This window comes from Methanoregula sp. (genome assembly GCF_035543475.1).
In the GTDB taxonomy this organism is placed as follows: domain Archaea; phylum Halobacteriota; class Methanomicrobia; order Methanomicrobiales; family Methanospirillaceae; genus Methanoregula.
The window spans coordinates 133,459-153,492 of sequence record NZ_DATKKA010000011.1 but is presented as its reverse complement, the minus strand read 5'-3'; the positions used below and the strand labels follow the sequence as shown (position 1 = coordinate 153,492).

Below are 20,034 nucleotides of genomic sequence, written 5' to 3'. Positions count from 1 at the left end.
AAATTACAATTTCGGCGTTTAGTCCACCATTGGCCATTTTTATCCCCGAAGCCATAATCTTTCTATAGTGTCATGAACTACTCATTCTCTTGTATGCCAGCAGACGAGATCACACTAGGCATGAGAGTGAGGTATCCCCGTACCGGGACTACCGGTGCCGTGGTCAGTATCCAACAGGTGGCGGGAAACCGGTTTGCCGAGCTGGACAGCACGCACCTCCTCTATCGTACTGACCTCCTGATCCCTGCAGAACAGGCCAGACATTCTGCAACCACCGTAAAAGAAGACGCAAAAGAGATTATACGGCGAGAGAGGGAGTTTGCTGCCGGAAGCGAACTTCAGGAAGCCCTGAAAAATATCGATCAGAGCTGTGAAGGCGGGGGATAATTTCCCGGATATTCCATAGTCTCAACGCCGGGCTCTTGGCAAATACTCCTTTTTTCCGGCCGATACAAGGGAACATACCAATTCGGAGAAGCCGTTTTTCGGGTTATGTATAAGTATGCCTATTAGATATAGGATAAGGAGGTTCGATTTCATTTGCATGATGTGACAGTCCCCAGTGTTAATATCGGAGTGGTGGGCCATGTGGACCACGGGAAAACCACGCTCGTGAATGCGCTCACCGGGACATGGACTGACCGGCACAGCGAAGAAGTACGGCGCGGCATTTCCATCCGGCTGGGTTATGCGGATGCAACATTCTATAAATGCGAGCAATGCGAAGGTGCAGATGCATACTCAACCACGCCGGTCTGCCCGGTCTGTGGCGGAGAAGGAAAACCATTCCGGTCCATTTCCTTTGTTGATGCTCCCGGGCACGAAACCCTGATGGCGACAATGTTGTCCGGATCGGCGCTGATGGACGGGGCAATGCTCGTTATCTCAACCACGGAAAAATGCCCGCAGCCCCAGACAAAAGAACATCTCATGGCTCTGGGGCTGGTCGGTATCAAGAAGATTGTAATTGTCCAGAACAAGATCGATGTGGTTTCCCAGAAAGAGGCCCTCGAAAATTACCAGCAGATCAAGGCATTTGTGAAAGGAACAGTTGCCGAGAACGCTCCCATCATTCCGGTCTCTGCCCAGAAAGGGATCAACATGGGTGCACTGGTACAGGCACTGGACCAGACCATTCCCGAACCGGTACGCGACCCTGCTGCAGAACCGGTAATGCTTGTAGCGCGATCCTTCGACATTAACAAACCCGGCTGCAACTGGAAGGAAGTAAAGGGAGGTGTCGTTGGGGGATCTCTTATCCGGGGCATCCTCCACGACGGCGATCCCATAGAGATCCGGCCGGGCCGGCAGACGCAGGTAGAAAACAGGATCAAATGGATCCCGATCATTACTGAGGTAACCTCCATCAACGCCGGTACAAAAAAGGTCGAGGAGGCAACACCGGGAGGTCTGCTGGGCGTCGGGACCAAACTTGACCCCGCACTTACCAAAAGTGACGCCCTTGCCGGGCAGGTGGTCGGGCATGTAGGCAAACTGCCACCGGTATGGGACAAGATCAAGTGTCAGGTGACCCTGATGGAGAGAGTTGTCGGGGCGACGAGTGAACTGGTGATCGAACCCCTGAAATACAACGAACCGCTCATGCTTTCCGTTGGCACTGCGGTCACCGTCGGGGTTGTGACGAGCACCAAGAAAGATGCTGTTGAAGTGCAGCTGAAACGTCCGGTCTGCGCAGAGCAGGGAGCCCGGATCGCTATCAGCCGGCAGGTGGGAGCACGCTGGCGGTTAATCGGGATGGGTGTCCTCAGCGAGTAAAAGTCCTCCTGGACGCCAACGCACTCATGATGCCGGCGCAGTTCAGGATCGATCTCTTCGGTGAGATCCGTGAGCTCCTCGGCAGCTTTGAGCCGGTAGTGTTGCCCGGAGTGCTCCATGAGCTCTCCGGATTGTCCCGGGCAAAGGGCGGCGAAGGAGCCGCTGCACGTCTCGGGCTGGCGCTCGCCGGCCAGTGCACGGTTGCAGAGGGCGACAGCACCACCCTCCCGGTTGACGAACAGGTGATTGCCTGGGCTAAGGTGAACCGTGGCATGGTGGTAACCAACGATCGCAGGGTCAGGGATGCCCTGCTCACAGAGGGTATCGGGGTCATATCTATGAGAAAACAGAAAAAACTCGAAATATTGCGGAAGTAAGAGGCGACATTATGTATTACAGGATGACACTGGAAGACAAAGTCAGGGTACCCCCCAACCGGCTGGGTGAAAAACTGGACAAGGTCATACTCGATGTCCTTCAGGAGCAGCTTGAGGGAAGTATTGACAAGGAGCTGGGCGTTTTCATAGCCGTGACAAAGGTCGATCATGTCGGCGAAGGCGAGATCGTGCCCGGAGACGGCGGCGTCTATTACGACGTAAAATTCGAGGGGCTTGTCCTTCGGCTTGCCCTGCAGGAGGTCATTGAGGGGCTTGTTGTGGAGACCACCAGCTTCGGGGCCTTTATCAGCCTCGGGCCTATCGATGCCATGCTGCACGTGAGCCAGATCTCCGACGAATACATCAATTTCGACGAGAAAAACGGCCGGCTCATCTGTCAGGACTCTAAAAGATATATCGGCGTTGGCGATACGGTCCGGGTCAGGGTTGTGACGCTCTCCTTAAACGAGCGCGAGCCCCGGGACAGCAAGATCGGTCTTACCATGCGACAGGCGGGTCTTGGCACCTCGCTCTGGCTCGAAGAGGAGATCGAGAAAGAGAAGGAGAGAGTCGCAGGTGGAGCGGCGGCCCCCAAGGAGAAGGCCGAGAAGGTCAGGGGTAAGAGGAAAGAACATGCCGCCGATGAATAAGAAGAAACAGGGTAAGGTCTGCCGGGACTGCCACCGCGTGGTTGACGGTGAGAGCTGCGTAATCTGCGGGACGACAAACTTAAGCGATGACTGGTCGGGGTACCTGGTCATCATAGACCCGGAAAATTCTGATGTGGCAAAACGAATGAACATCAAGCTGCCCGGGCGTTATGCGCTGAAGGTCCGCTGAATGTTTGTCCTCCCAGAGGAGTCACGCCAGCTTTTCAAGGATCCCTTCGGGACACTTCACCGGGATATTCAGAGCGTGCTGCCGGCACTTGCCGGCCGTATCGTGTATTCCGTGGGCGATGTGGTGACACACACCCTGCAACAGAAAGGATTTACACCTGCAATTGCCGTGGTGGACGGGCAGACCATGCGTTCGCCTTGTACCAGGATGCCTGAACTTTCCGGATCCTGTATCCGTGTGAAAAATCCACCCGGTACGATCACCGACGAACTTATCGACGCACTCTCGTATGCTGTTGATCATACCCCGGTGACGATCCTCGTGGAAGGAGAGGAGGATCTTGCCGTCATTCCGCTTGTTATCGCAGCCCCGCCAGAATCGGTCGTACTCTATGGCCAGCCGGGAGAGGGGGTTGTGCTTCGCGTGATCGATGAGCAGGCAAAAACCACCGCTCGCAGCCTTCTCGGCCAGTTCACCAGAACGAGCGCCTGATACCCCTAATCCCATCATCTCCGTTTTAATTTAGAGAGATTTTTTTCCTGCCATTGAGGACAGGGTCAGGTTTTAAATAACACGGTTCCCAATAATTACAGGATATCGATGGACTTTAAGATCGAGAGCGATAAAAGGAATGAGCTTTTATCACGAAGAGAGATTCAGTTTACTCTCACTTATGATGGTGCTACGCCCTCCCGCATGCAGATTGTTGGTAAACTGTGCGCCCTGCTCAATGCAAAAGAGCCACAGGTTGTCCTTGACAGCCTCAAGAGCAACTTCGGCAAGACAGTGATCTCCGGTAAAGCGCGCGTATACGATTCTGAAGATGCAAAGAAGAAGACCGAGCACCCGTACCTTTCGGCCCGCGGCCTGCCTAAACCCAAAGAGGAAGGAGCGGCATAACCATGGCTGCTGCAAAGAAGGCTGTGGCAAAGGGAGTCAAGCGCAGCGCATTTTTCAAGGTTGAGGGAGACAAGGTCACCACCACCAAGAAATACTGTCCCCGCTGTGGCCCCGGCGTCATGATGGCCGACCATAAGGACCGGGTCGCCTGCGGGAAGTGCGGATACACCGAATTCAAAAAATAACTACTGATGCCTGCTTTTGGGCAGATACTCGGCATTGAGGGAACAGCATGGAACCTCAGTGCTGCTCTTTTTGATCTTGATCTTCTCGCCCTGAGCTCCCGCCCATATTCTCCGGAACACGGCGGTATCCACCCCCGGGAGGCGGCACAGCACCACGCATCCGCCATGAGGGATGTGATAGGCTCTGTTCTTAAGGAGCCTGAAAAGGTCACGGGGATTGCGTTTTCCCAGGGCCCGGGCCTTGGCCCCTGCCTGAGAACCGTGGCCACCGCAGCCCGTTCACTTGCCCTTGCCCTTGATGTCCCGCTTATCGGGGTCAACCACTGTGTTGCCCATGTCGAGATCGGGAGCTGGGCAACGGGGTGCAGGGACCCGATCGTGCTGTATGCAAGCGGGGCAAATACCCAGGTTATTGGCTATCTTAACGGCCGGTACCGGATCTTCGGCGAAACGCTTGATATTGGCGTCGGGAACGCGCTTGACAAGTTCGCACGGGCAAAAGACCTCCCTCATCCCGGCGGGCCGCTGATCGAAAGGCAGGCCAAGTCCGGGACGTATTTCGAACTCCCCTACACGGTCAAGGGCATGGATCTCGCATTTTCGGGACTGGTCTCAGCCGCAAAGGATTCGGCACGGCCTCTTCCCGACGTTTGTTGCAGCCTGCAGGAGACCGCGTTTGCCATGTGTGTGGAGGTGACTGAACGGGCGCTCTCGTTGACCGGCAAGGAGGAAGTACTGCTTGTCGGCGGTGTCGGTGCCAACGGACGCCTCCAGGAGATGCTTCAGACCATGTGCGAGGAACGGGGAGCACGCTTCTTTGTTCCCGAAAGGAAGTACCTTGGGGATAACGGCGCGATGATCGCGTATACGGGAAAGCTGATGCTCGAGAGCGGCCAGAGGCTTGCTATCGAAGAATCGCAGGTCAACCCATCCTTCCGATCCGATGAGGTTGAGGTGACATGGAAACACGATGTTGTCTGCGCCCCGGATCACGAAACACAGGGAAACACCGGCCAGAAACGCGGGGCAGAAGCGATTGTCAGTTTCAGCAACGGGATCGTCACCAAAAAAAGACTCTCAAAACCCTACCGTGTATCCGCACTGGATCGCAAACTGATTGCCGAGCGGACAAGGGCCGAGGCACGCCTGATAAATATGGCCAGAAAAGGAGGCGTTCCTACGCCCATCATGAGCGATATTACCCATGACTCCATCATTATGGAGGAGATTTGCGGCACACTGCTTACTCATGACCTTTCCGAGGAGCACTGCGAGGAAGCCGGACAGATGGTCGGCCGGCTGCATGCCGCCAGCATCATGCACGGGGACCTGACCACAAGCAATATGATCATTCGCCAACCGGATGCCCGATGCGTGCTCATTGATTTCGGTCTCGCACAGGTGACCTCAGAGATCGAACAGCGGGGAGTCGACATCCACGTGATGTTCCAGACACTCACCAGTACCCACCCAAAAGAAGCCGACCGGTTCCAGGCTGCATTTGCCAAGGGGTACGCTGCAACCTTTGCAGGCGCACAGGATATCCTCGTACGGGAGAAAGAGATCGAACTGCGGGGGAGATACTTATGAGTCGAAACCTGACCATGGTAACAGGTAACGCAAACAAGGCACGGGAAGTTGCAGCATTTTTTGACGGATCTCTTGAGGTTCGCCATGAAGCACTTGATATTCCGGAGCTTCGCTCTGAGGACCTTGGCAAAATTGCACGGGCGAAAGCGCAGTATGCATACGATCATTTCCGCCGGCCGCTCATCGTAGACGACACTGCATTTTCCATCGATTCGCTCAAGGGCTTTCCTGGCCCCTATGCGGCCTATGTCCTTTCAACGATTGGGAACAAGGGAATTTTAAAACTCATGGAAGGTATTCAGGAACGCAATGCCCGGTTCACGACAGCCATTGCATATGCTGACGACACTGGCATTGAAGTGTTTTCCGGAACGATTGAAGGCCGGATCATCCAGGAGGGCCGGGGAAGAGGAGGGTTCGGGTACGACCCGATCTTTGAAGTGGATGGAAAAACGCTTGCCGAGATGCCGCTTGAGGAGAAGAGCCTGATCTCCCACCGGGCACGTGCACTCGCATCCTTCCGGGACTGGTTCATGGACCATAAGCCCTGATAGATACAAACCGTTAAAAGATCAAAGAACATTGTTATAGAGGCAGACAGGTGTGTATATCCATGGCAAAATTCCCTGAAGCCGAAGCCCGGTTACTCAACGTGAAAATTTGTATGCATTGCAATGCACGCAATGCTATTCGTGCCACAACGTGCCGCAAGTGCGGGTACAAGAACCTGCGGCCGAAGAACAAGGAGCGGAAAGCGTAACTCTCATCTTTTTTCTGCAATACCATTGTTCTTTTTTGCACGTTTTCACTCAATGATATAAAAAGTCCTCATGTTATGCTGAGTAATACGTGACGCGTTTGCCTTTCTGGGCATACTCTCCCGCGAACGTCTCAAGATTGCGTTTATACCCGATCCGGTCGGTAAAACCGAGCTTGCGGAGATTCTCGCGCACCCGCATCACATCTGCTTCATCTGCCCAGTCCTTTGTATAGACGTAAATAACCCGGCGGCTGTCCCGGGAATCGGGATTTGGTTTTGCAGTGCTGACCTTGGTCGAGATCCCCAGTTCGTGGGCTACGGTTGCATCCCGGATCTTTTTCCATGCAGCGTCCGCAGCCTCCGGCTCCTGGAAGATCAGCCATTTCCCGGCATGTTCGTCTTCAATTGCCTCAGGTGCACTGCCAGGAGCGTCCTGCACAATCCAGTACATCTGTGTGGTCTTTGAGGGGAGGACACCTTCCCCTTCGCAGAGCATCCGGTACAGTGTCTCTACCGTACCAAACCGCGAAAGAAGTGCCGCGGCGAGCTGGGGATATTCATCGGTAAACTGGGCTACTGTTTCGGTGAGATCTTTTGTGAAGTCAACGCTTCCTTCAACAAGGGCATAGAGATACCGGCCCTGTGTCTGGAGTCTCCGGGTGAGAAGGTGATCGAAGATACCGTACGCAACATCAGCCAGAGCCTCGGAATCGACTTCATCCATGGTGTACCCATCCGGCGTTATGCCGAAAAATAGTTTCTGCTTTGGTGCACGTTTCTTGCACAGCGGGTTGGACCGGCCCTCCCTCATCCCCATCACCCGGAACAGCCCCGGAATAAAAGTAAAAGCAGATACCGGCGGGCACTGTCCTCTTCGAATAGTTTAAGAGCGGATGCAGCAGAGATGTACTAATTATGGAATGGAAAAGAGACTGGGGTCTGACAACCAGAGTGTTGCTGACAGGATTTTTACTGTTTATCCTCTACCTCGTGTTCATGACTGTGCTCGTGGTCTTTTTCCCGGGAGTCAGCATCTGGCTGATTGTCGGTCTTGCAGTGGTAATGGGGTTTATCCAGTACTTCCTGTCGGACAAGCTGGTGCTCTGGAGCACCCATGCGCGCATTGTTTCTGATGACGAATATCCTGAGCTGCACCAGACGGTTGCGAAATTGTGTCATGAGGCTGATCTGCCCATGCCAAAGATCGCCATCATGCAAAGTCCGGTACCGAATGCATTTGCCACGGGAAGGAGCCCAAAGCATGCCGTAGTTGCCTGCACCGATTCAATCCTTCGCCTTCTCTCCAGGGATGAACTCGAAGCCGTGCTCGCCCACGAGCTCTCGCATGTTAAGAACCGGGACATCCTGACCATGACACTCGCGAGCTTCGTTGCCATGATCGCTTCGATGATCATGCAGAGCGTTTTCTTCTCGGCACTGTTTGGCGGCAACAGCCGGGACAACGGCGCCGGTTGGATCATTGTCTGGATTGCCTCGATCATTGTCTATGCGCTCAGTACGCTGCTGATGCTGGCCCTTTCCCGGTACCGCGAATTTGCCGCAGACCGCGGAAGTGCACTCATCACCCGGAACCCGAAGGCCCTGATCTCGGCCCTGAACAAGATCAGCGGCAGGATGGAGGTTGTTCCACCCGATGCAAAGGCCAAGATAGAGGGAGCAAATGCGTTCTTCATCATCCCCGCACTCTCGGGAAATACCCTGATGGAACTTTTCTCAACGCACCCGCCAATCGAGAAACGGATTGCAGCCCTCGAAAAGATCGCTGTCGAGCTTCGCATAAACTAATTATTTTAATAACATCCACCCTTTTTGATCTCTTGGGACTCCCCGATACCGGTTGAGGATGATGGCAGCATCTTTCACAGGAGAGGCAAGCCTTAATACACCCTCCCGCCAAAATTGTAGAGCGCAGGGCATCGATGGTCTAGAGGTATGACTTAGGCCTTCCAAGCCTATAGCCCGGGTTCGATTCCCGGTCGATGCATGCGGGCTCGTGGTCTAGTTGGCTATGACGTCGCCTTCACACGGCGAAGATCTCGTGTTCGAATCACGACGGGCCCATACTGAACGGAAATGTCCTCCGGACTTTTCTCTTCGTCCCATTTTATCCGTTGTCTGAGGTCCTGTGGCTGCACCAGAATTAACTGGGGCTGGTCCTGATCTTCTCTGCAACAGCTCATCATGCAGCGGGAAAGGAAAATGCAGCGGTTCATTTTTTTCCTGATATAATTTTTTTGTCTGGAATCTTCCTGTGAAAACCAGAGGCGCGATATGAACACGTTACAAGGGAGACAGTTGTAGCTGCCCCTAGAAAATATAATAAAATTCGGGGAATTTCTCCAAAATATGCCAAATCCAACCTCTTTCCAGTGGAAACAAAGGGGTATAAATATGGAGTTATGATTTCACAATAGATTGCACAAGCATTGCACACGCTCTTCCTCAAAAAGAAAAGGGCGGACTTCCCATAAAAGAATGACCGCCAGAGTAAAAATCGAAGTCTTCAGGAGTGCACAAAATCAGCTCTTATGAGATGTCTATCCTCAGCTCCGGTGCTATGTTGATCGGGCTGACCGGTGAGAAGGAGACGATTCCGTCTCAGGGAAACTATGGGAGCCTGACAGGACGGCTTTTCCGTCCTGTCAGGCTGCTAACAAACAAAAAGGTGATTGCTTATGCGTTCTTCATCTTGGCTTTTGCGACGAATCCGTCTTTGCCAATGTAATACATGAAGCCCTTTTCCTTGGCAATCTTCTCAGTACCGACTTTCTTCTTCTTGCCGGTCTTGTTGTGCTTCATCGGGGCTGCCCAGACGTACCCGTCCTTACCAATGAAGTACAGGAATCCCTTTTCGCGCTGGATCTTTTCCTTTCCAATTTTCTGTCCCATTTAAACACCTCAAAACCCCATTCGGGTTTTGATAATGAAAGTTGCCGCCTGATAATATAAAAGGTTTCCGTCGAAAGCACGTCGAAACTTCAAATTTGGCCATATTTTCACTGGTATTTTCGGCATTGTGGCGCACAATTAACCCCGATTTTTTCTGCCCATTTATTGTCCCGTTTGCTAAAATAGCCTTGAATTTTAGTCAAATCGGTATTATTCCATCGGAGATTCAGGAACATTAGAAATCTCTCAGCGCATAACCCTGCCGCGACGGAGCACACGGCATACAGACTCCCGGGCCCGGTCACAGCTCCACCCGGTACAGAGATCGTGACACGGGTTTGGTACGTTCCGTTGACCCCGTCCTGACCATGGCTGTAATTTACATAAGGCGGATAACCGGTTGGACCATGGGAGGGGCTGAAGTACTCACAAGCGGCGGGACAATATTACCCTGCGGGGAGATAACCAGCGAGAACTGCTGGTATGCTGCTGTGGTATTTCCCGGACACGCAAAGATCTCGAACTGCTCGTTGGGATCAAGAATGTCATTGCTGTTCGCAGTCTTCAGAGGGATTACATTATATTTGGTGACAATGGTCCAGCCCGGGCAGATAAGGGGGCGGGTGTCAACCCGCGGGATCGTCTCGACAAGACCGTTACTGATCCAGACGACACGAACCTTGTCAAAATCCACACCACCCATGTTCCCGATAAAGAGGGCGACATTCACTTCAACAGATCCCATGCGCCCCGGATCCGGAACAGGGTAACGGGCATCAACGTCCTGAGGTGTGCCGTTTACTGCGGAAAAAACGGTTGCCGGCCCAACACTGCGAAGCATATTTCCGGTATCTCCCATGAAGGAATGCAGAAGCCCTCCGCCGGTCCCGGTCACCGGATTGCGAACAACAAATGCAATGGAAAGTATCACAATAAACACAAGGAGGAGGATAACGATACCAAAGCCGGTCAGTGCCTCTTCCTTTGTATTTGTACAACGTTTCTTCATGGGATCAGGTTGCCGCCGCACGATCGCAAACCCCGGGAGATCTGACAACGCAGTATGGCGGCTTCAAGGCATTATCTTTTATTGCTACCTGATGGTTCGGGCAGTTTTATGATTTCCCGGTTCCCATTACAACAGGATTTTGCCTATGTACTTCCACCTCATCCTCACTGATGACTGCAATCTCTGCTGCAGGTACTGCAGGGCAAAGGCATTTGAGGAGGAGGAAGATCCGGAAAATGGCGGGGTCGAAATCGATGCGGATCTCTCACCGGACCTTGATTTCGATCTCCCCTTGCTCTACCGGTTCCTGGCCCAGGATCCCGCTCCTACACTCACCTTTTATGGGGGCGAACCACTCCTTCGCCATGATCTCGTTGAACAGATTATCCGCGAAGCGCCGGTGCAGCGGTTCATGATCCAGACAAATGGCATCCTGCTCGACCGGCTTTCCCCGGGAACAGTCAACCGGTTCTCTACGATCCTCGTCTCTCTTGATGGCAGGAAAGAACTGACCGATGGTAACCGGGGAGACGGCGTTTTTGAAAAAGTCATGGGAAATGTCAACACGATCCGGGCAAACGGCTACCGGGGCGAACTGATCGCCCGCATGACCGTGACCGAGAGTACGGACATCTTCGACGCGGTCCGCTACCTTGCAGACAACCCGTACCATTCGTTCTCCTCCATCCACTGGCAGATGGATGCAAACTTCACCGGGGATTTCGGCCACCGCACGTTTGCCCGGTGGGCAGAAGAGAGTTACAACCCCGGGATCCAGGCGCTTGTGGCGGCCTGGGTGGGTGAGATGGAGCAGCACGGCCGGGTCATGCGTTGGTATCCCTTTATTGATCCCATGGAAGATCTGCTGTACGGGAGGCAGAGTCTCCTGCGCTGCGGCGCCGGGCATACGAACTATACGATTATGACTGATGGGCACATCGCTCCCTGTCCAATCATGATCGGTATGAAACACTACTATTTAGGCCATATCCGGGACGCCGATCCGCTGCACCTTCAGACCATCCCTGTCGGAGGCGAGTGCCAGACCTGCCCGATCCGGACATTCTGCGGGGGACGATGCCTCTACTCATCCATTGTCCAGCCATGGAATCCGGCCGGCCGGCGATTGGTCTGCAATACAGTGGAGAATCTGTACGAGGCCCTCACGGCTGCACTCCCACGGGTGCAATCCCTGATACGTGCGGGCCGGATCACCCTTCAGGACTTTGCGCATGAGAAGTTCAACGGCTGTGAGATCATTCCCTGAACGCTGCAAATCATGTCAGCCGGCGCGCCTGATCCGATGCAGATGTATTTATACTCGATGGTAAGATGAATATATGCAGATATAAACTGCATGAGTAATACAATGGAAAGAAAAGGATTTGGCGGCCCGAGAAACTTCGGTCCCAGAGAAATGACAAAGACAGTCTGCTCAGACTGTGGAAAAGAGTGCGAAGTCCCCTTCAAGCCCACTGAGGGAAGGCCGGTTTACTGCAGGGACTGCCTGCCCAAGCACCGGAAACCCCGGTTCTAATTACACAAAATCTTATTCTTTTTTTGTTGCCTGTTTGGCATCTGCTTCTGATACGCCGTTATATTAACCCCCCGGTGTAATGTTCATCTATGGCTGCATCGTGGCAGGAAGCACAGGAATCCGCCCGGAAACAGAATCTCCCACAGGTGTACCATGACTGCGATACCGGGATGTATGGCGCCTGCCGCACAGGTGAGCAGCAGGGCAGTTTCAAGAACGGCGTTTTTATCGAACACCGCTGTATCTGTATGCCGGCGCACCTTTCAGCGGAAGAACTCCTCGAGAAAGAGCGAAAATTCCGTGCAGAGAACCCCGACTGGTAAGGCAGAAAGCCAGCGAAAAATTCAAAAGATCTCTGAACTTTTCTTTTCCGCAACAACAATTTATCGTCTTCTGATCTCTTCGCGGAACCGGTGGAGCAGATCATAGAGCATCATCCGCAATTCAGCACCGACATCATCCCAGGACTTTACGCTGGATGAAGAGGGAGGAAGATCGTTAGCCGCTGCATGGACTACGGTATCTGACTCATCGCGGATCTTCGCTTTGGCCCAGAGATCGCAGATGATCTCATAGTACCCGGCCAGAAGTACAACAATGAAGACCACCGGGACGATCACAAAGGAAAGCAGCCAGAAGTAATGATAAATGTTGTTGCCGGTGGCTGTGTCGACCCATTGGAAGACCCGCAGAACGAACGCGATAATAAAAACACTACCGATAGCCTTGATGATGGGGGCGGGCAGGTTCATCGGGAAGGGGAAGGCACCGAAGATATCTCCAATAAAGATGATGATACCAATCAGCATCAGCAGCCAGAAATTAAGGTTCAGGAAATCGACACCCGCGTGATACAGGGGATTAGCCACGTAAAATGTCAGGATATTTGCGAGCACGACCACAATCAGGAAACAGAGTATCCCGATCATCCGGGAGACAAAAATCCACCCAAGCGAATGCTGCTTATTCGGCCACATGGATGCTCACCGTACGCGTAATTCTAAGTATTTGACGGCAGGGTATATAGTCCTCATGTACCGCGTGGGAGGGGCACAATCCCTTTATCGTGCCGGCCCAAAATTTCCGGTATGCGGATTAATTTCAAACGGTACGCGCTCTATCTGCTCCGCTGGCAGGCGAGCACACCGATCCTTGCAGGGGTCGGCATCCTCCTTGCAGGCATGGGGTATATTGTCGCTGCGATCATCGCAAACCTCATCGGCGGCCTGATCTTTTTCTGGGTCGATCAGTTTATCTTTACCTCCCAGTCCCTTGCCACACAGTGGGATGTGAGGGAAAACATCACCTGTGTAGATTGTGGCCGGGTTGCACGGGGTTACCGGCTGGTCAGGTCCGGGGATTATGACAAGAGCAATGATCCTGCTCCCGAGTTCCGGTGTGAAGAGTGCTCGAAGAAGAAAGCGGAAGCACTAAGGAATAAAGGAGTGAAGACCGGGTAACCGGGAGCTTTTTGCACCGGGCCGGTGCTCCCGGAAAGGTGCGTTCCTTTTTTTAGTTTTCAGCAACCGTCCCACAATGTGCGTAAAATAACAATAATGTATAAATATGTACAATAACAATCAAAACTAAGCATTTAAGCCGGTGATTGAACAGGATACCCAATCCCCGGCTGGCGGTGATTACCCCGGGATGGCAATCGATACACACCAGACAGCCCTGACCTTAAACCTTGGACCCGACGAATACCTGACAGCAGTAGCCGACCAGCCAAAGCCGCTGGTGATCCCGCTTTGTACCGAACTTCCGCTGCCGGAGAGCTCACCTCTGGATGTCTTTTTGGAGACCCGTCGGGGGCCGGGATTTCTCCTGGAATCCATGGAGGGAAGCGAGAAGATCGCCCGGTACTCGTATATCGGGATCGATCCCGCATGCGTGATCACTCTGGGCAGGGAGATCTCCGTGACCGGCAGCGACGCTTTCGTTGCCATTGCCCGCGAGCCGGAAGGACAAAATCCGGTTGACCGGATCCGCTCGATTCTCTCGCGGTTCCATTATGTCAACCTCAAAGCCCCACGGTTCTTCGGGGGAATGGTCGGATATTTTTCATATGACATTGTCCATGCACTTTTCACCCATGTACCGGAGCACCGGACCCGTCCGGCACAGGAGTGTCCCGATGCCCGGTTCATGCTCACCAAGGACTGCATGGTCTTCGATCACCGGGACCGCAGGATGTTTGTCTTCTCCAGCCCGTTTTTAACCTACGACACGGACGCCGCGGCGGAATACCGGCGGTGTGCCGCACATATCGCGGATCTTGCCGGCCGGATCGCTTCAATTCCGGCAACCCACAAAAAGCCGGATGTGTCAAAACCGGCCGGAGCGCGGAAACCTGGAAAAAATCCAACGGTCACAGACAATACCGGGCGCAAACTGTTCATGGATTCGGTAGAGGAGATAAAAGAGCACATCGTTGCCGGGGATATCTTCCAGGCCGTGCTCTCGCGGAGGATGGAATGCCCGGTCGCCCCGGATCCCTTTCCCGTCTACGCAGCACTTCGGACCATCAACCCGAGCCCGTACATGTATTATCTTGATTTCGGCGACGAGCAGGTGATTGGCGCAAGCCCCGAGATGCTTGTCAGGGTGGAGAAACGGCGCGTAACCACGGTGCCGATCGCGGGCACCCGCCCCCGGGGGACGGACAAAAGCGAGGACAAGAAGCTCGCGCAGGAAATGCTGCTCGACAAAAAGGAGCGGGCCGAGCACACAATGCTGGTCGATCTTGCAAGAAACGACCTCGGCAGGGTCTGCAAATTTGGTTCGGTTGAGGTCGGCGAGTTCATGGGCATAGAAAAGTTCTCGCATGTCCAGCACATGGTCTCGACCGTCCAGGGCACGCTCATGGACCATCTTGACAGCTGCGATGCACTCAAATCCTGTTTTCCGGCCGGGACCGTCTCAGGTGCCCCGAAGATCCGGGCGATGCAGATCATTGGAGAGACTGAACCGGATGCACGGGGAATCTACGCGGGTGCTGTGGGCTATATCGGATTTGACCGGAACCTCGAATTTGCCATCGCGATCCGGACCGTGAGCGTAAAAAACGGTAAAGCGTTCATCCAGGCCGGTGCAGGGATTGTTGCCGATTCGGTACCGGAGAACGAATGGACAGAAACGGAAAACAAGGCCGCAGCGATGATGAAGGCAATCGAACAGGCTGGGGTTGTACCATGAGCGTTCCGACTGTTCTCATCGTAGACTGTTACGACAGTTTCACGTTCAACCTGTACCAGCAGGTAGGAAAACTCGGGGCAAAGCCCGTGGTCTTTACCTGCGATACGCCGCTTGCACGGCTCGAAAAAACTGCCTGCGACCGGATCCTCCTCTCGCCCGGCCCCGGGACGCCGGAAGAGTCCGGGGTCTGCCTGGAGGTGATCGATACGATGAGCAAATCGATCCCGACTCTCGGCGTCTGCCTCGGGCACCAGGCCATCTGCACCGCTTTTGGCGGGAAAGTGATCCGGTCTGGGCACCTGATGCACGGAAAGACATCGGAGATCAAAAACGATGGCCATGGTGTATATGCCGGCCTTCCGACGCCTTTTACCGCAACGCGGTATCACTCGCTGGTCGCAGCCCGGGAGAACCTTCCCCCGGAACTCATGGTAACGGCAGAAAGCCTCGATGACGGCTTTGTGATGGGTGTAAGGCACACGCAGTACCCGATCGAAGGAGTGCAGTTCCACCCCGAGAGTATTCTTTCGCATGACGGAGACGCACTCATAAGAAATTTCCTGTTCGGACCCCGGGGGAAGGACGCATGACCATGAAAGAGGCAATTGCCACGGTAGTGGAAGGGAGGGACCTCGCGCCCGCCCAGGCCGCGGCAGTCATGAACGTGATGATGGAGGGGCGGGCAACGCCCGCACAGATCGGGGGATTTCTGACCGCACTTCGCGCTAAAGGTGAGACACCGGAAGAGATCGCGGCGTTCGCCCGGGTCATGCGGGACCATGCGGTCCATGTCAAGCCGCATGTTGCCGGGATGCTTGTTGATACCTGCGGTACCGGGGGAGACGGATCGCAGACCTTCAATATCAGCACCACTGCTGCCTTTGTTGCAGCAGGAGCCGGTATTACCGTGGTCAAGCACGGCAACCGCGGCGTAAGCAGCCGGTGTGGATCTGCAGACGTCCTTACGGCCCTTGGAGTGAATATCCGTGTTGACGTCAGCCGACAGGAAGAGATCGTGCAGGAGACCGGTATAATCTTCCTCTTTGCACCCAGCCACCATCCGGCTATGATGCACGTGATGACCACACGGCAGGATCTCGGCTGCAGAACAGTCTTCAACCTGCTCGGGCCGCTGGCAAACCCGGCCGGTGCGGATGCGCAGGTGCTCGGGGTATACAGGAAGGATCTCACCCGGCCCGTGGCAGATGTGCTGCGCCTTCTCGGGGTCTCCCGGGCAATGGTGGTGCATGGCAGCGGCCTCGACGAGATCACGGTCACCGGGAAGACGGATGTCGCTGAGATCAACGAAGGCCGGATCGTGGAGTATACGCTGGATCCCGAAATGTTCGGCCTTGCCCGGACAGCACCGGCTGCTCTTGCCGGGGGGGACCCGGAGGAGAATGCACGCATTATTCATGCCATCCTTGCCGGTACCCCGGGCCCGGCACGCGACATCGTGCTCATGAATGCCGGCGCTGCTATTTACGTGGGAGGCCGGGCTGCAACCCTTGCAGAAGGGATCCGTCTTGCCGCGTTATCCATAGATTCAGGAAAAGCCCGGAAAAAACTGGATGCACTTATCCGTGCAACCCGGGAGGCATCATGATCCTTGACGAGATCGTCGCCCGGACAAAACAGCGGGTGGAGCGGCTGCCGGACTCCTTCCCGGAACCGGAGGGCGTTGGCCACGCCAGCCTCGAAGCCGCCATCCGCTCTGCAGAAAAAAAGAACCCGGTGATCGCCGAAATCAAGTGTGCCTCACCTTCGGGCGGGATCATCCGCAGGAACGTGGATATGGCAATGATGGCAGGTGTACTTTCTGACGGAGGTTGTGTCGGGATCTCGGTCCTCACCGAGCCCTATTTCTTCGGGGGATCGGGTGCCGATATTGCCCGGGTCAGGAAAGCGGTCCGGGTCCCGGTACTTCGCAAGGATTTTGTCATCGACCTGCGTCAGATCCCTGAGACAACAGCGCTCGGGGCAGATGCCGTGCTCCTGATTGCTGCAGTGCTTAAAGACCGGCTCCCGGCGTTTGTCGATGCTGTATACGGGGCCGGTCTTGAGCCCCTCGTGGAGGTTCACAACGCGGACGAGATCGATCTCGCCCTTGCCACCGATGCGCAGCTGATCGGGATCAACAACCGGGATCTTTCTACCATGACCATCGATCGATCAACCACACGGAACCTTTCGGGGAAAGTACGGAAAGCAGGCCGGCTCGTAGTCTCGGAGAGCGGGATGCGCTCCGCGGACGATGTGCGGGAGCTGCGGCCGTACTGCGATGCTTTTTTGATCGGTTCGTCCCTCATGGCCCACCGGGAGCCCGGAAAAAAGCTGGAGGAATTCGTATGCGCATAAAAATCTGCGGGATCACCCGTGTGGAAGATGCCCGGGTTGCAGAAAATGCCGGTGCCAACGCAATTGGTGTTGTGATGTTCTCCCCGACATCGCCCCGCTCTGTACCAGAGGCGCAGGCCCGGGAAATTTTCGGGAAACTCAGGCCGTTCGTGACTCGGGTCATCGTGACGCACACGAGATCAAAAGAGGAACTCGGGCGCATCCTCGCACTCCGGCCGGACGCGATCCAGATTTCGCACCCGTTTGTCTTTGAAAAGGACCCGGGCGTACGGGTACTCCGGGTGATCGGGCGGGGGCATGCCATTCCCGCTGACTGCGACGCAGTGATCGTGGACGAGAGCATGGGGGCAGGGATTGTGTTTGACCGGGAATTTGCAAAGACCGTGGTGAAAACGTCCACGGTACCGGTTATTTTGGCTGGCGGGCTCACCCCGGAAAACGTGGGGGATGCGATCCGGGATTGCCGGCCCTACGCGGTCGATGTCGCAAGCGGTGTCGAAGTCAGGCCGGGAATAAAAGACCATAAAAAGATCGCGGCATTTATTGCAGCCGCACGGGAGGTAGATCATGGGGGATAAAGGAAGGTTCGGGAAGTACGGCGGGCAGTACGTGCCGGAAACCCTGATGAACGCACTCATCGAGCTCGAAGGCGCATACCTGGACGCGGCACACGACCTGACATTCCAGAAAGAACTCGCAGCGTACCAGTCAGAATATGCAGGACGCCCGACGCCGCTCACGTTCTGTGAGAATATGTCCCGGGACCTCGGTTTTAAGGTATACCTGAAGCGCGAGGATCTCGTGCACGGCGGCTCGCACAAGCTCAACAATACGCTGGGACAGGCGCTCCTTGCAAAACGTATGGGCAAGAAGAGGCTGATTGCAGAGACCGGCGCTGGTCAGCACGGTGTTGCGACTGCCATTGCCGGTGCGGCCCTCGGCCTTAAGGTCGAGGTCTTCATGGGAGAAGTGGACACCAGACGCCAGGCCCTCAATGTCTTCCGGATGGAACTGATGGGCGCAACCGTCCACCCGGTAACCTCGGGAACAAAGACACTCAAGGATGCAACCAATGAAGCGCTTCGCAACTGGGTGGCGCACGTGACCGACACGCACTACCTGATCGGATCGGTTGTCGGGCCGCACCCGTTTCCCACGATTGTCCGGGACTTCCAGTCGGTGATCGGTCGGGAGGCCCGTGAACAGGTCATGCGAAAAGAGGGAAAGATGCCGGACGCCATTGTTGCCTGCGTGGGCGGCGGATCAAACGCAATAGGCATCTTCCACCCGTTCCTTGCCGATGACTTGGAGCTGATTGGTATCGAAGCCGCCGGCAAAGGCCTCGATACCCCGGAACACTCTGCAACGCTCTGTGCAGGAGATCCCGGCGTGCTGCACGGGACACTTTCGTACCTGTTGCAGGACAACGACGGCCAGGTACTTCCCACTCACAGTGTGGCAGCCGGCCTCGATTACCCGGGCGTAGGTCCCGAACATGCGATGCTCAAGGATTCCCGCCGTGTTACCTACCACGCGGTAAAAGACCCGGACGTACTCGACGCGTTCCGGTACCTCTCACGGATGGAGGGGATCATCCCGGCGCTCGAATCCTCGCACGCGGTCGCGTATGTTCTCAAAAACGCTGAGCGGTTCGACAAGGGCGATGTTGTTATCATCAATCTTTCAGGAAGGGGCGACAAGGATGTTGCCGGCATCGCACCTGACACGGAGGCGGCATGATGGGGCGCATCGAATCCGTGTTTGCCAAAAACGGAAAGACCGCATTCATCGGGTTTACCGTTGCCGGCGATCCGGACAAAGAGACTTCGGTCCGGATCGCAAAAGCGCTGATCGATGGCGGGACGGATATCCTAGAACTCGGTATACCGTTCTCCGACCCGGTAGCAGACGGCCCCACTATCCAGCGGGCGGACGACCGGGCACTCGCGGCCGGCACCACGCCCGATGTGATCTTTGAACTCGTCCGGGAAGTCAGGAAGGATTCCGAAGTCCCGATCGTCTTTCTCACGTATTACAACACGATCTTCCGAAGAGGAATTGACCGGTTCTACCGCGAAGCACAGGAAGCAGGTGTTGATGGCATTCTTGTGGCCGATATGCCGGTCGAAGAGTCCGAAGAGGTCGTAGCAACCGCGCAGAAGTACGGGATCGTCCCCATATTTCTCCTTACGCAGACCACGTCCTCTGAACGGATGGACACCATCGTTCGCCATGCCCGCGGTTACCTGTATCTTGTCTCGGTCCTCGGGGTCACCGGTGCGCGAACCACGGTATCACCCGAAGCACTCAGCCTCCTCCAACGGGTGCGGGAACACACCGGTCTCCCGCTTGCCCCCGGCTTTGGGATCTCGACACCGGAACAGGTGAGGATCTGGAAACAGGCCGGCGCTGACGGCGTCATTGTCGGAAGTGCAATCGTGGATATTATCGAGCGGCATCTTGGCGATACTCCTGCAATGGAGACTGCCCTCAGGCAGTATGTTGCCAGTATGAAAAAAGCGGTAGAATCTCAGAAGTAACTCACTCCGGATCAAAAGATTGGATGCAGGGCCCGGAGAACAATTCGATCTTTT

The 20,034-nt window shown here is 55.0% G+C and carries 27 protein-coding genes and 2 tRNA genes; 25 read left to right on the top strand and 4 right to left on the bottom strand.

Features of this window, described 5'->3' with window-relative positions; translation table 11 throughout:
• Positions 1–93 precede the first annotated feature (93 nt).
• The 11 genes from VMS83_RS05395 (at position 94) to VMS83_RS05345 (ending at position 6,428) form a co-directional block, all read left to right on the top strand.
• Positions 94–387, top strand: coding sequence for a DUF2098 domain-containing protein (locus VMS83_RS05395; RefSeq protein WP_325410609.1), 294 nt, complete (start codon positions 94–96; stop codon positions 385–387).
• 153 nt (positions 388–540) lie between these two features.
• Positions 541–1,776: a translation initiation factor IF-2 subunit gamma gene (locus VMS83_RS05390; protein WP_325410607.1), complete on the top strand. Its 1,236-nt coding sequence runs from the start codon at positions 541–543 to the stop codon at positions 1,774–1,776.
• Positions 1,689–2,153, top strand: a complete 465-nt coding sequence (locus VMS83_RS05385; RefSeq protein WP_325410678.1) for a nucleotide-binding protein — start codon at positions 1,689–1,691, stop codon at positions 2,151–2,153. The genes VMS83_RS05390 and VMS83_RS05385 overlap by 88 nt, the downstream gene beginning before the upstream one ends.
• Before the next feature lie 11 nt (positions 2,154–2,164).
• Entirely contained in the window at positions 2,165–2,803 is a 639-nt protein-coding gene (locus VMS83_RS05380; protein WP_325410606.1) for a DNA-directed RNA polymerase, read from the top strand.
• Complete coding sequence (spt4, locus tag VMS83_RS05375) at positions 2,787–2,993, top strand: transcription elongation factor subunit Spt4 (protein WP_325410605.1); 207 nt, start codon at positions 2,787–2,789, stop codon at positions 2,991–2,993. Before VMS83_RS05380 ends, spt4 begins: the two co-directional genes overlap by 17 nt.
• Positions 2,994–3,485 (top strand): GTP-dependent dephospho-CoA kinase family protein, encoded by a 492-nt coding sequence (locus tag VMS83_RS05370; RefSeq protein WP_325410604.1) that lies wholly within the window; start codon positions 2,994–2,996, stop codon positions 3,483–3,485.
• Between the two features lie 108 nt (positions 3,486–3,593).
• The gene (locus VMS83_RS05365) at positions 3,594–3,893 is read left to right on the top strand and encodes a 30S ribosomal protein S24e (protein WP_325410602.1); all 300 of its coding nucleotides are present in this window, start codon (positions 3,594–3,596) and stop codon (positions 3,891–3,893) included.
• Positions 3,894–3,895: 2 nt separating this feature from the next.
• Entirely contained in the window at positions 3,896–4,078 is a 183-nt protein-coding gene (locus tag VMS83_RS05360) for a 30S ribosomal protein S27ae (RefSeq protein WP_325410600.1), read from the top strand.
• 6 nt (positions 4,079–4,084) lie between these two features.
• Entirely contained in the window at positions 4,085–5,668 is a 1,584-nt protein-coding gene (locus tag VMS83_RS05355) for a bifunctional N(6)-L-threonylcarbamoyladenine synthase/serine/threonine protein kinase (protein WP_325410598.1), read from the top strand.
• A gap of 14 nt (positions 5,669–5,682) precedes the next feature.
• On the top strand, positions 5,683–6,219 hold the full coding sequence (gene rdgB, locus VMS83_RS05350; RefSeq protein WP_414674912.1) for an RdgB/HAM1 family non-canonical purine NTP pyrophosphatase: 537 nt from the start codon (positions 5,683–5,685) through the stop codon (positions 6,217–6,219).
• A 62-nt stretch (positions 6,220–6,281) separates the two neighbouring features.
• Positions 6,282–6,428, top strand: a complete 147-nt coding sequence (locus tag VMS83_RS05345; protein ID WP_011991248.1) for a 50S ribosomal protein L40e — start codon at positions 6,282–6,284, stop codon at positions 6,426–6,428.
• A gap of 73 nt (positions 6,429–6,501) precedes the next feature.
• Here VMS83_RS05345 and VMS83_RS05340 read toward each other — a convergent pair whose 3' ends face one another.
• Positions 6,502–7,152 (bottom strand): putative phosphothreonine lyase domain-containg protein, encoded by a 651-nt coding sequence (locus VMS83_RS05340; RefSeq protein ID WP_325410593.1) that lies wholly within the window; start codon positions 7,150–7,152, stop codon positions 6,502–6,504.
• Positions 7,153–7,343: 191 nt separating this feature from the next.
• Here VMS83_RS05340 and htpX point away from each other — a divergent pair, with 191 nt between their 5' ends.
• The 3 genes from htpX to VMS83_RS05325 all read left to right on the top strand — a co-directional run bounded on the left by htpX (position 7,344) and on the right by VMS83_RS05325 (position 8,510).
• A complete protein-coding gene (htpX, locus tag VMS83_RS05335; protein ID WP_325410591.1) occupies positions 7,344–8,234 on the top strand; it encodes a zinc metalloprotease HtpX in 891 nt (296 codons plus the stop codon).
• A gap of 128 nt (positions 8,235–8,362) precedes the next feature.
• A tRNA-Gly gene (locus VMS83_RS05330) sits at positions 8,363–8,433 on the top strand.
• Positions 8,434–8,436: 3 nt separating this feature from the next.
• A tRNA-Val gene (locus VMS83_RS05325) sits at positions 8,437–8,510 on the top strand.
• Between the two features lie 612 nt (positions 8,511–9,122).
• Here the strand turns inward: VMS83_RS05325 and VMS83_RS05320 are convergent.
• Together VMS83_RS05320 and VMS83_RS05315 are read right to left on the bottom strand one after the other, a co-directional pair.
• A complete protein-coding gene (locus VMS83_RS05320; RefSeq protein WP_011991245.1) occupies positions 9,123–9,338 on the bottom strand; it encodes a hypothetical protein in 216 nt (71 codons plus the stop codon).
• 379 nt (positions 9,339–9,717) lie between these two features.
• Positions 9,718–10,347 (bottom strand): hypothetical protein, encoded by a 630-nt coding sequence (locus VMS83_RS05315; protein WP_325410588.1) that lies wholly within the window; start codon positions 10,345–10,347, stop codon positions 9,718–9,720.
• A 145-nt stretch (positions 10,348–10,492) separates the two neighbouring features.
• Here VMS83_RS05315 and VMS83_RS05310 point away from each other — a divergent pair, with 145 nt between their 5' ends.
• The 3 genes from VMS83_RS05310 (at position 10,493) to VMS83_RS05300 (ending at position 12,207) form a co-directional block, all read left to right on the top strand.
• Positions 10,493–11,614: a TIGR04084 family radical SAM/SPASM domain-containing protein gene (locus VMS83_RS05310; protein WP_325410586.1), complete on the top strand. Its 1,122-nt coding sequence runs from the start codon at positions 10,493–10,495 to the stop codon at positions 11,612–11,614.
• 102 nt (positions 11,615–11,716) lie between these two features.
• The gene (locus VMS83_RS05305) at positions 11,717–11,884 is read left to right on the top strand and encodes a CxxC-x17-CxxC domain-containing protein (protein WP_198324438.1); all 168 of its coding nucleotides are present in this window, start codon (positions 11,717–11,719) and stop codon (positions 11,882–11,884) included.
• Between the two features lie 89 nt (positions 11,885–11,973).
• Positions 11,974–12,207 (top strand): hypothetical protein, encoded by a 234-nt coding sequence (locus tag VMS83_RS05300; protein ID WP_325410582.1) that lies wholly within the window; start codon positions 11,974–11,976, stop codon positions 12,205–12,207.
• A gap of 60 nt (positions 12,208–12,267) precedes the next feature.
• Here the strand turns inward: VMS83_RS05300 and VMS83_RS05295 are convergent, their stop codons facing one another.
• Positions 12,268–12,861: a hypothetical protein gene (locus VMS83_RS05295; protein ID WP_325410581.1), complete on the bottom strand. Its 594-nt coding sequence runs from the start codon at positions 12,859–12,861 to the stop codon at positions 12,268–12,270.
• 111 nt (positions 12,862–12,972) lie between these two features.
• Between VMS83_RS05295 and VMS83_RS05290 the strand changes: the two genes are divergently transcribed.
• The 8 genes from VMS83_RS05290 (at position 12,973) to trpA (ending at position 19,980) form a co-directional block, all read left to right on the top strand.
• A complete protein-coding gene (locus tag VMS83_RS05290) occupies positions 12,973–13,344 on the top strand; it encodes a hypothetical protein (protein WP_325410579.1) in 372 nt (123 codons plus the stop codon).
• Between the two features lie 190 nt (positions 13,345–13,534).
• A complete protein-coding gene (gene trpE, locus VMS83_RS05285) occupies positions 13,535–15,082 on the top strand; it encodes an anthranilate synthase component I (RefSeq protein WP_325410577.1) in 1,548 nt (515 codons plus the stop codon).
• Complete coding sequence (locus tag VMS83_RS05280; protein ID WP_325410575.1) at positions 15,079–15,672, top strand: aminodeoxychorismate/anthranilate synthase component II; 594 nt, start codon at positions 15,079–15,081, stop codon at positions 15,670–15,672. Before trpE ends, VMS83_RS05280 begins: the two co-directional genes overlap by 4 nt.
• On the top strand, positions 15,669–16,688 hold the full coding sequence (trpD, locus tag VMS83_RS05275) for an anthranilate phosphoribosyltransferase (RefSeq protein ID WP_325410573.1): 1,020 nt from the start codon (positions 15,669–15,671) through the stop codon (positions 16,686–16,688). The genes VMS83_RS05280 and trpD overlap by 4 nt, the downstream gene beginning before the upstream one ends.
• Positions 16,685–17,440, top strand: coding sequence for an indole-3-glycerol phosphate synthase TrpC (locus VMS83_RS05270; RefSeq protein ID WP_325410571.1), 756 nt, complete (start codon positions 16,685–16,687; stop codon positions 17,438–17,440). Before trpD ends, VMS83_RS05270 begins: the two co-directional genes overlap by 4 nt.
• Positions 17,431–18,018, top strand: a complete 588-nt coding sequence (locus tag VMS83_RS05265) for a phosphoribosylanthranilate isomerase (protein WP_325410569.1) — start codon at positions 17,431–17,433, stop codon at positions 18,016–18,018. Before VMS83_RS05270 ends, VMS83_RS05265 begins: the two co-directional genes overlap by 10 nt.
• Positions 18,008–19,180 (top strand): tryptophan synthase subunit beta, encoded by a 1,173-nt coding sequence (gene trpB, locus VMS83_RS05260; protein ID WP_325410567.1) that lies wholly within the window; start codon positions 18,008–18,010, stop codon positions 19,178–19,180. Before VMS83_RS05265 ends, trpB begins: the two co-directional genes overlap by 11 nt.
• Positions 19,177–19,980, top strand: a complete 804-nt coding sequence (gene trpA, locus VMS83_RS05255; protein WP_325410566.1) for a tryptophan synthase subunit alpha — start codon at positions 19,177–19,179, stop codon at positions 19,978–19,980. The genes trpB and trpA overlap by 4 nt, the downstream gene beginning before the upstream one ends.
• Positions 19,981–20,034: the final 54 nt, after the last annotated feature.

Coding starts and splice junctions, on each gene's coding strand:
- VMS83_RS05395 (WP_325410609.1), top strand. CDS start 94: ATGCCAGCAGACGAGATCACACTAGGCATGAGAGTGAGGTATCCCCGT.
- VMS83_RS05380 (WP_325410606.1), top strand. CDS start 2,165: ATGTATTACAGGATGACACTGGAAGACAAAGTCAGGGTACCCCCCAAC.
- spt4 (WP_325410605.1), top strand. CDS start 2,787: ATGCCGCCGATGAATAAGAAGAAACAGGGTAAGGTCTGCCGGGACTGC.
- VMS83_RS05370 (WP_325410604.1), top strand. CDS start 2,994: ATGTTTGTCCTCCCAGAGGAGTCACGCCAGCTTTTCAAGGATCCCTTC.
- VMS83_RS05365 (WP_325410602.1), top strand. CDS start 3,594: ATGGACTTTAAGATCGAGAGCGATAAAAGGAATGAGCTTTTATCACGA.
- VMS83_RS05360 (WP_325410600.1), top strand. CDS start 3,896: ATGGCTGCTGCAAAGAAGGCTGTGGCAAAGGGAGTCAAGCGCAGCGCA.
- VMS83_RS05355 (WP_325410598.1), top strand. CDS start 4,085: ATGCCTGCTTTTGGGCAGATACTCGGCATTGAGGGAACAGCATGGAAC.
- rdgB (WP_414674912.1), top strand. CDS start 5,683: ATGGTAACAGGTAACGCAAACAAGGCACGGGAAGTTGCAGCATTTTTT.
- VMS83_RS05345 (WP_011991248.1), top strand. CDS start 6,282: ATGGCAAAATTCCCTGAAGCCGAAGCCCGGTTACTCAACGTGAAAATT.
- VMS83_RS05340 (WP_325410593.1), bottom strand. CDS start 7,152: ATGGATGAAGTCGATTCCGAGGCTCTGGCTGATGTTGCGTACGGTATC.
- htpX (WP_325410591.1), top strand. CDS start 7,344: ATGGAATGGAAAAGAGACTGGGGTCTGACAACCAGAGTGTTGCTGACA.
- VMS83_RS05320 (WP_011991245.1), bottom strand. CDS start 9,338: ATGGGACAGAAAATTGGAAAGGAAAAGATCCAGCGCGAAAAGGGATTC.
- VMS83_RS05315 (WP_325410588.1), bottom strand. CDS start 10,347: ATGAAGAAACGTTGTACAAATACAAAGGAAGAGGCACTGACCGGCTTT.
- VMS83_RS05310 (WP_325410586.1), top strand. CDS start 10,493: ATGTACTTCCACCTCATCCTCACTGATGACTGCAATCTCTGCTGCAGG.
- VMS83_RS05305 (WP_198324438.1), top strand. CDS start 11,717: ATGGAAAGAAAAGGATTTGGCGGCCCGAGAAACTTCGGTCCCAGAGAA.
- VMS83_RS05300 (WP_325410582.1), top strand. CDS start 11,974: ATGGCTGCATCGTGGCAGGAAGCACAGGAATCCGCCCGGAAACAGAAT.
- VMS83_RS05295 (WP_325410581.1), bottom strand. CDS start 12,861: ATGTGGCCGAATAAGCAGCATTCGCTTGGGTGGATTTTTGTCTCCCGG.
- VMS83_RS05290 (WP_325410579.1), top strand. CDS start 12,973: ATGCGGATTAATTTCAAACGGTACGCGCTCTATCTGCTCCGCTGGCAG.
- trpE (WP_325410577.1), top strand. CDS start 13,535: ATGGCAATCGATACACACCAGACAGCCCTGACCTTAAACCTTGGACCC.
- VMS83_RS05280 (WP_325410575.1), top strand. CDS start 15,079: ATGAGCGTTCCGACTGTTCTCATCGTAGACTGTTACGACAGTTTCACG.
- trpD (WP_325410573.1), top strand. CDS start 15,669: ATGACCATGAAAGAGGCAATTGCCACGGTAGTGGAAGGGAGGGACCTC.
- VMS83_RS05270 (WP_325410571.1), top strand. CDS start 16,685: ATGATCCTTGACGAGATCGTCGCCCGGACAAAACAGCGGGTGGAGCGG.
- VMS83_RS05265 (WP_325410569.1), top strand. CDS start 17,431: ATGCGCATAAAAATCTGCGGGATCACCCGTGTGGAAGATGCCCGGGTT.
- trpB (WP_325410567.1), top strand. CDS start 18,008: ATGGGGGATAAAGGAAGGTTCGGGAAGTACGGCGGGCAGTACGTGCCG.
- trpA (WP_325410566.1), top strand. CDS start 19,177: ATGATGGGGCGCATCGAATCCGTGTTTGCCAAAAACGGAAAGACCGCA.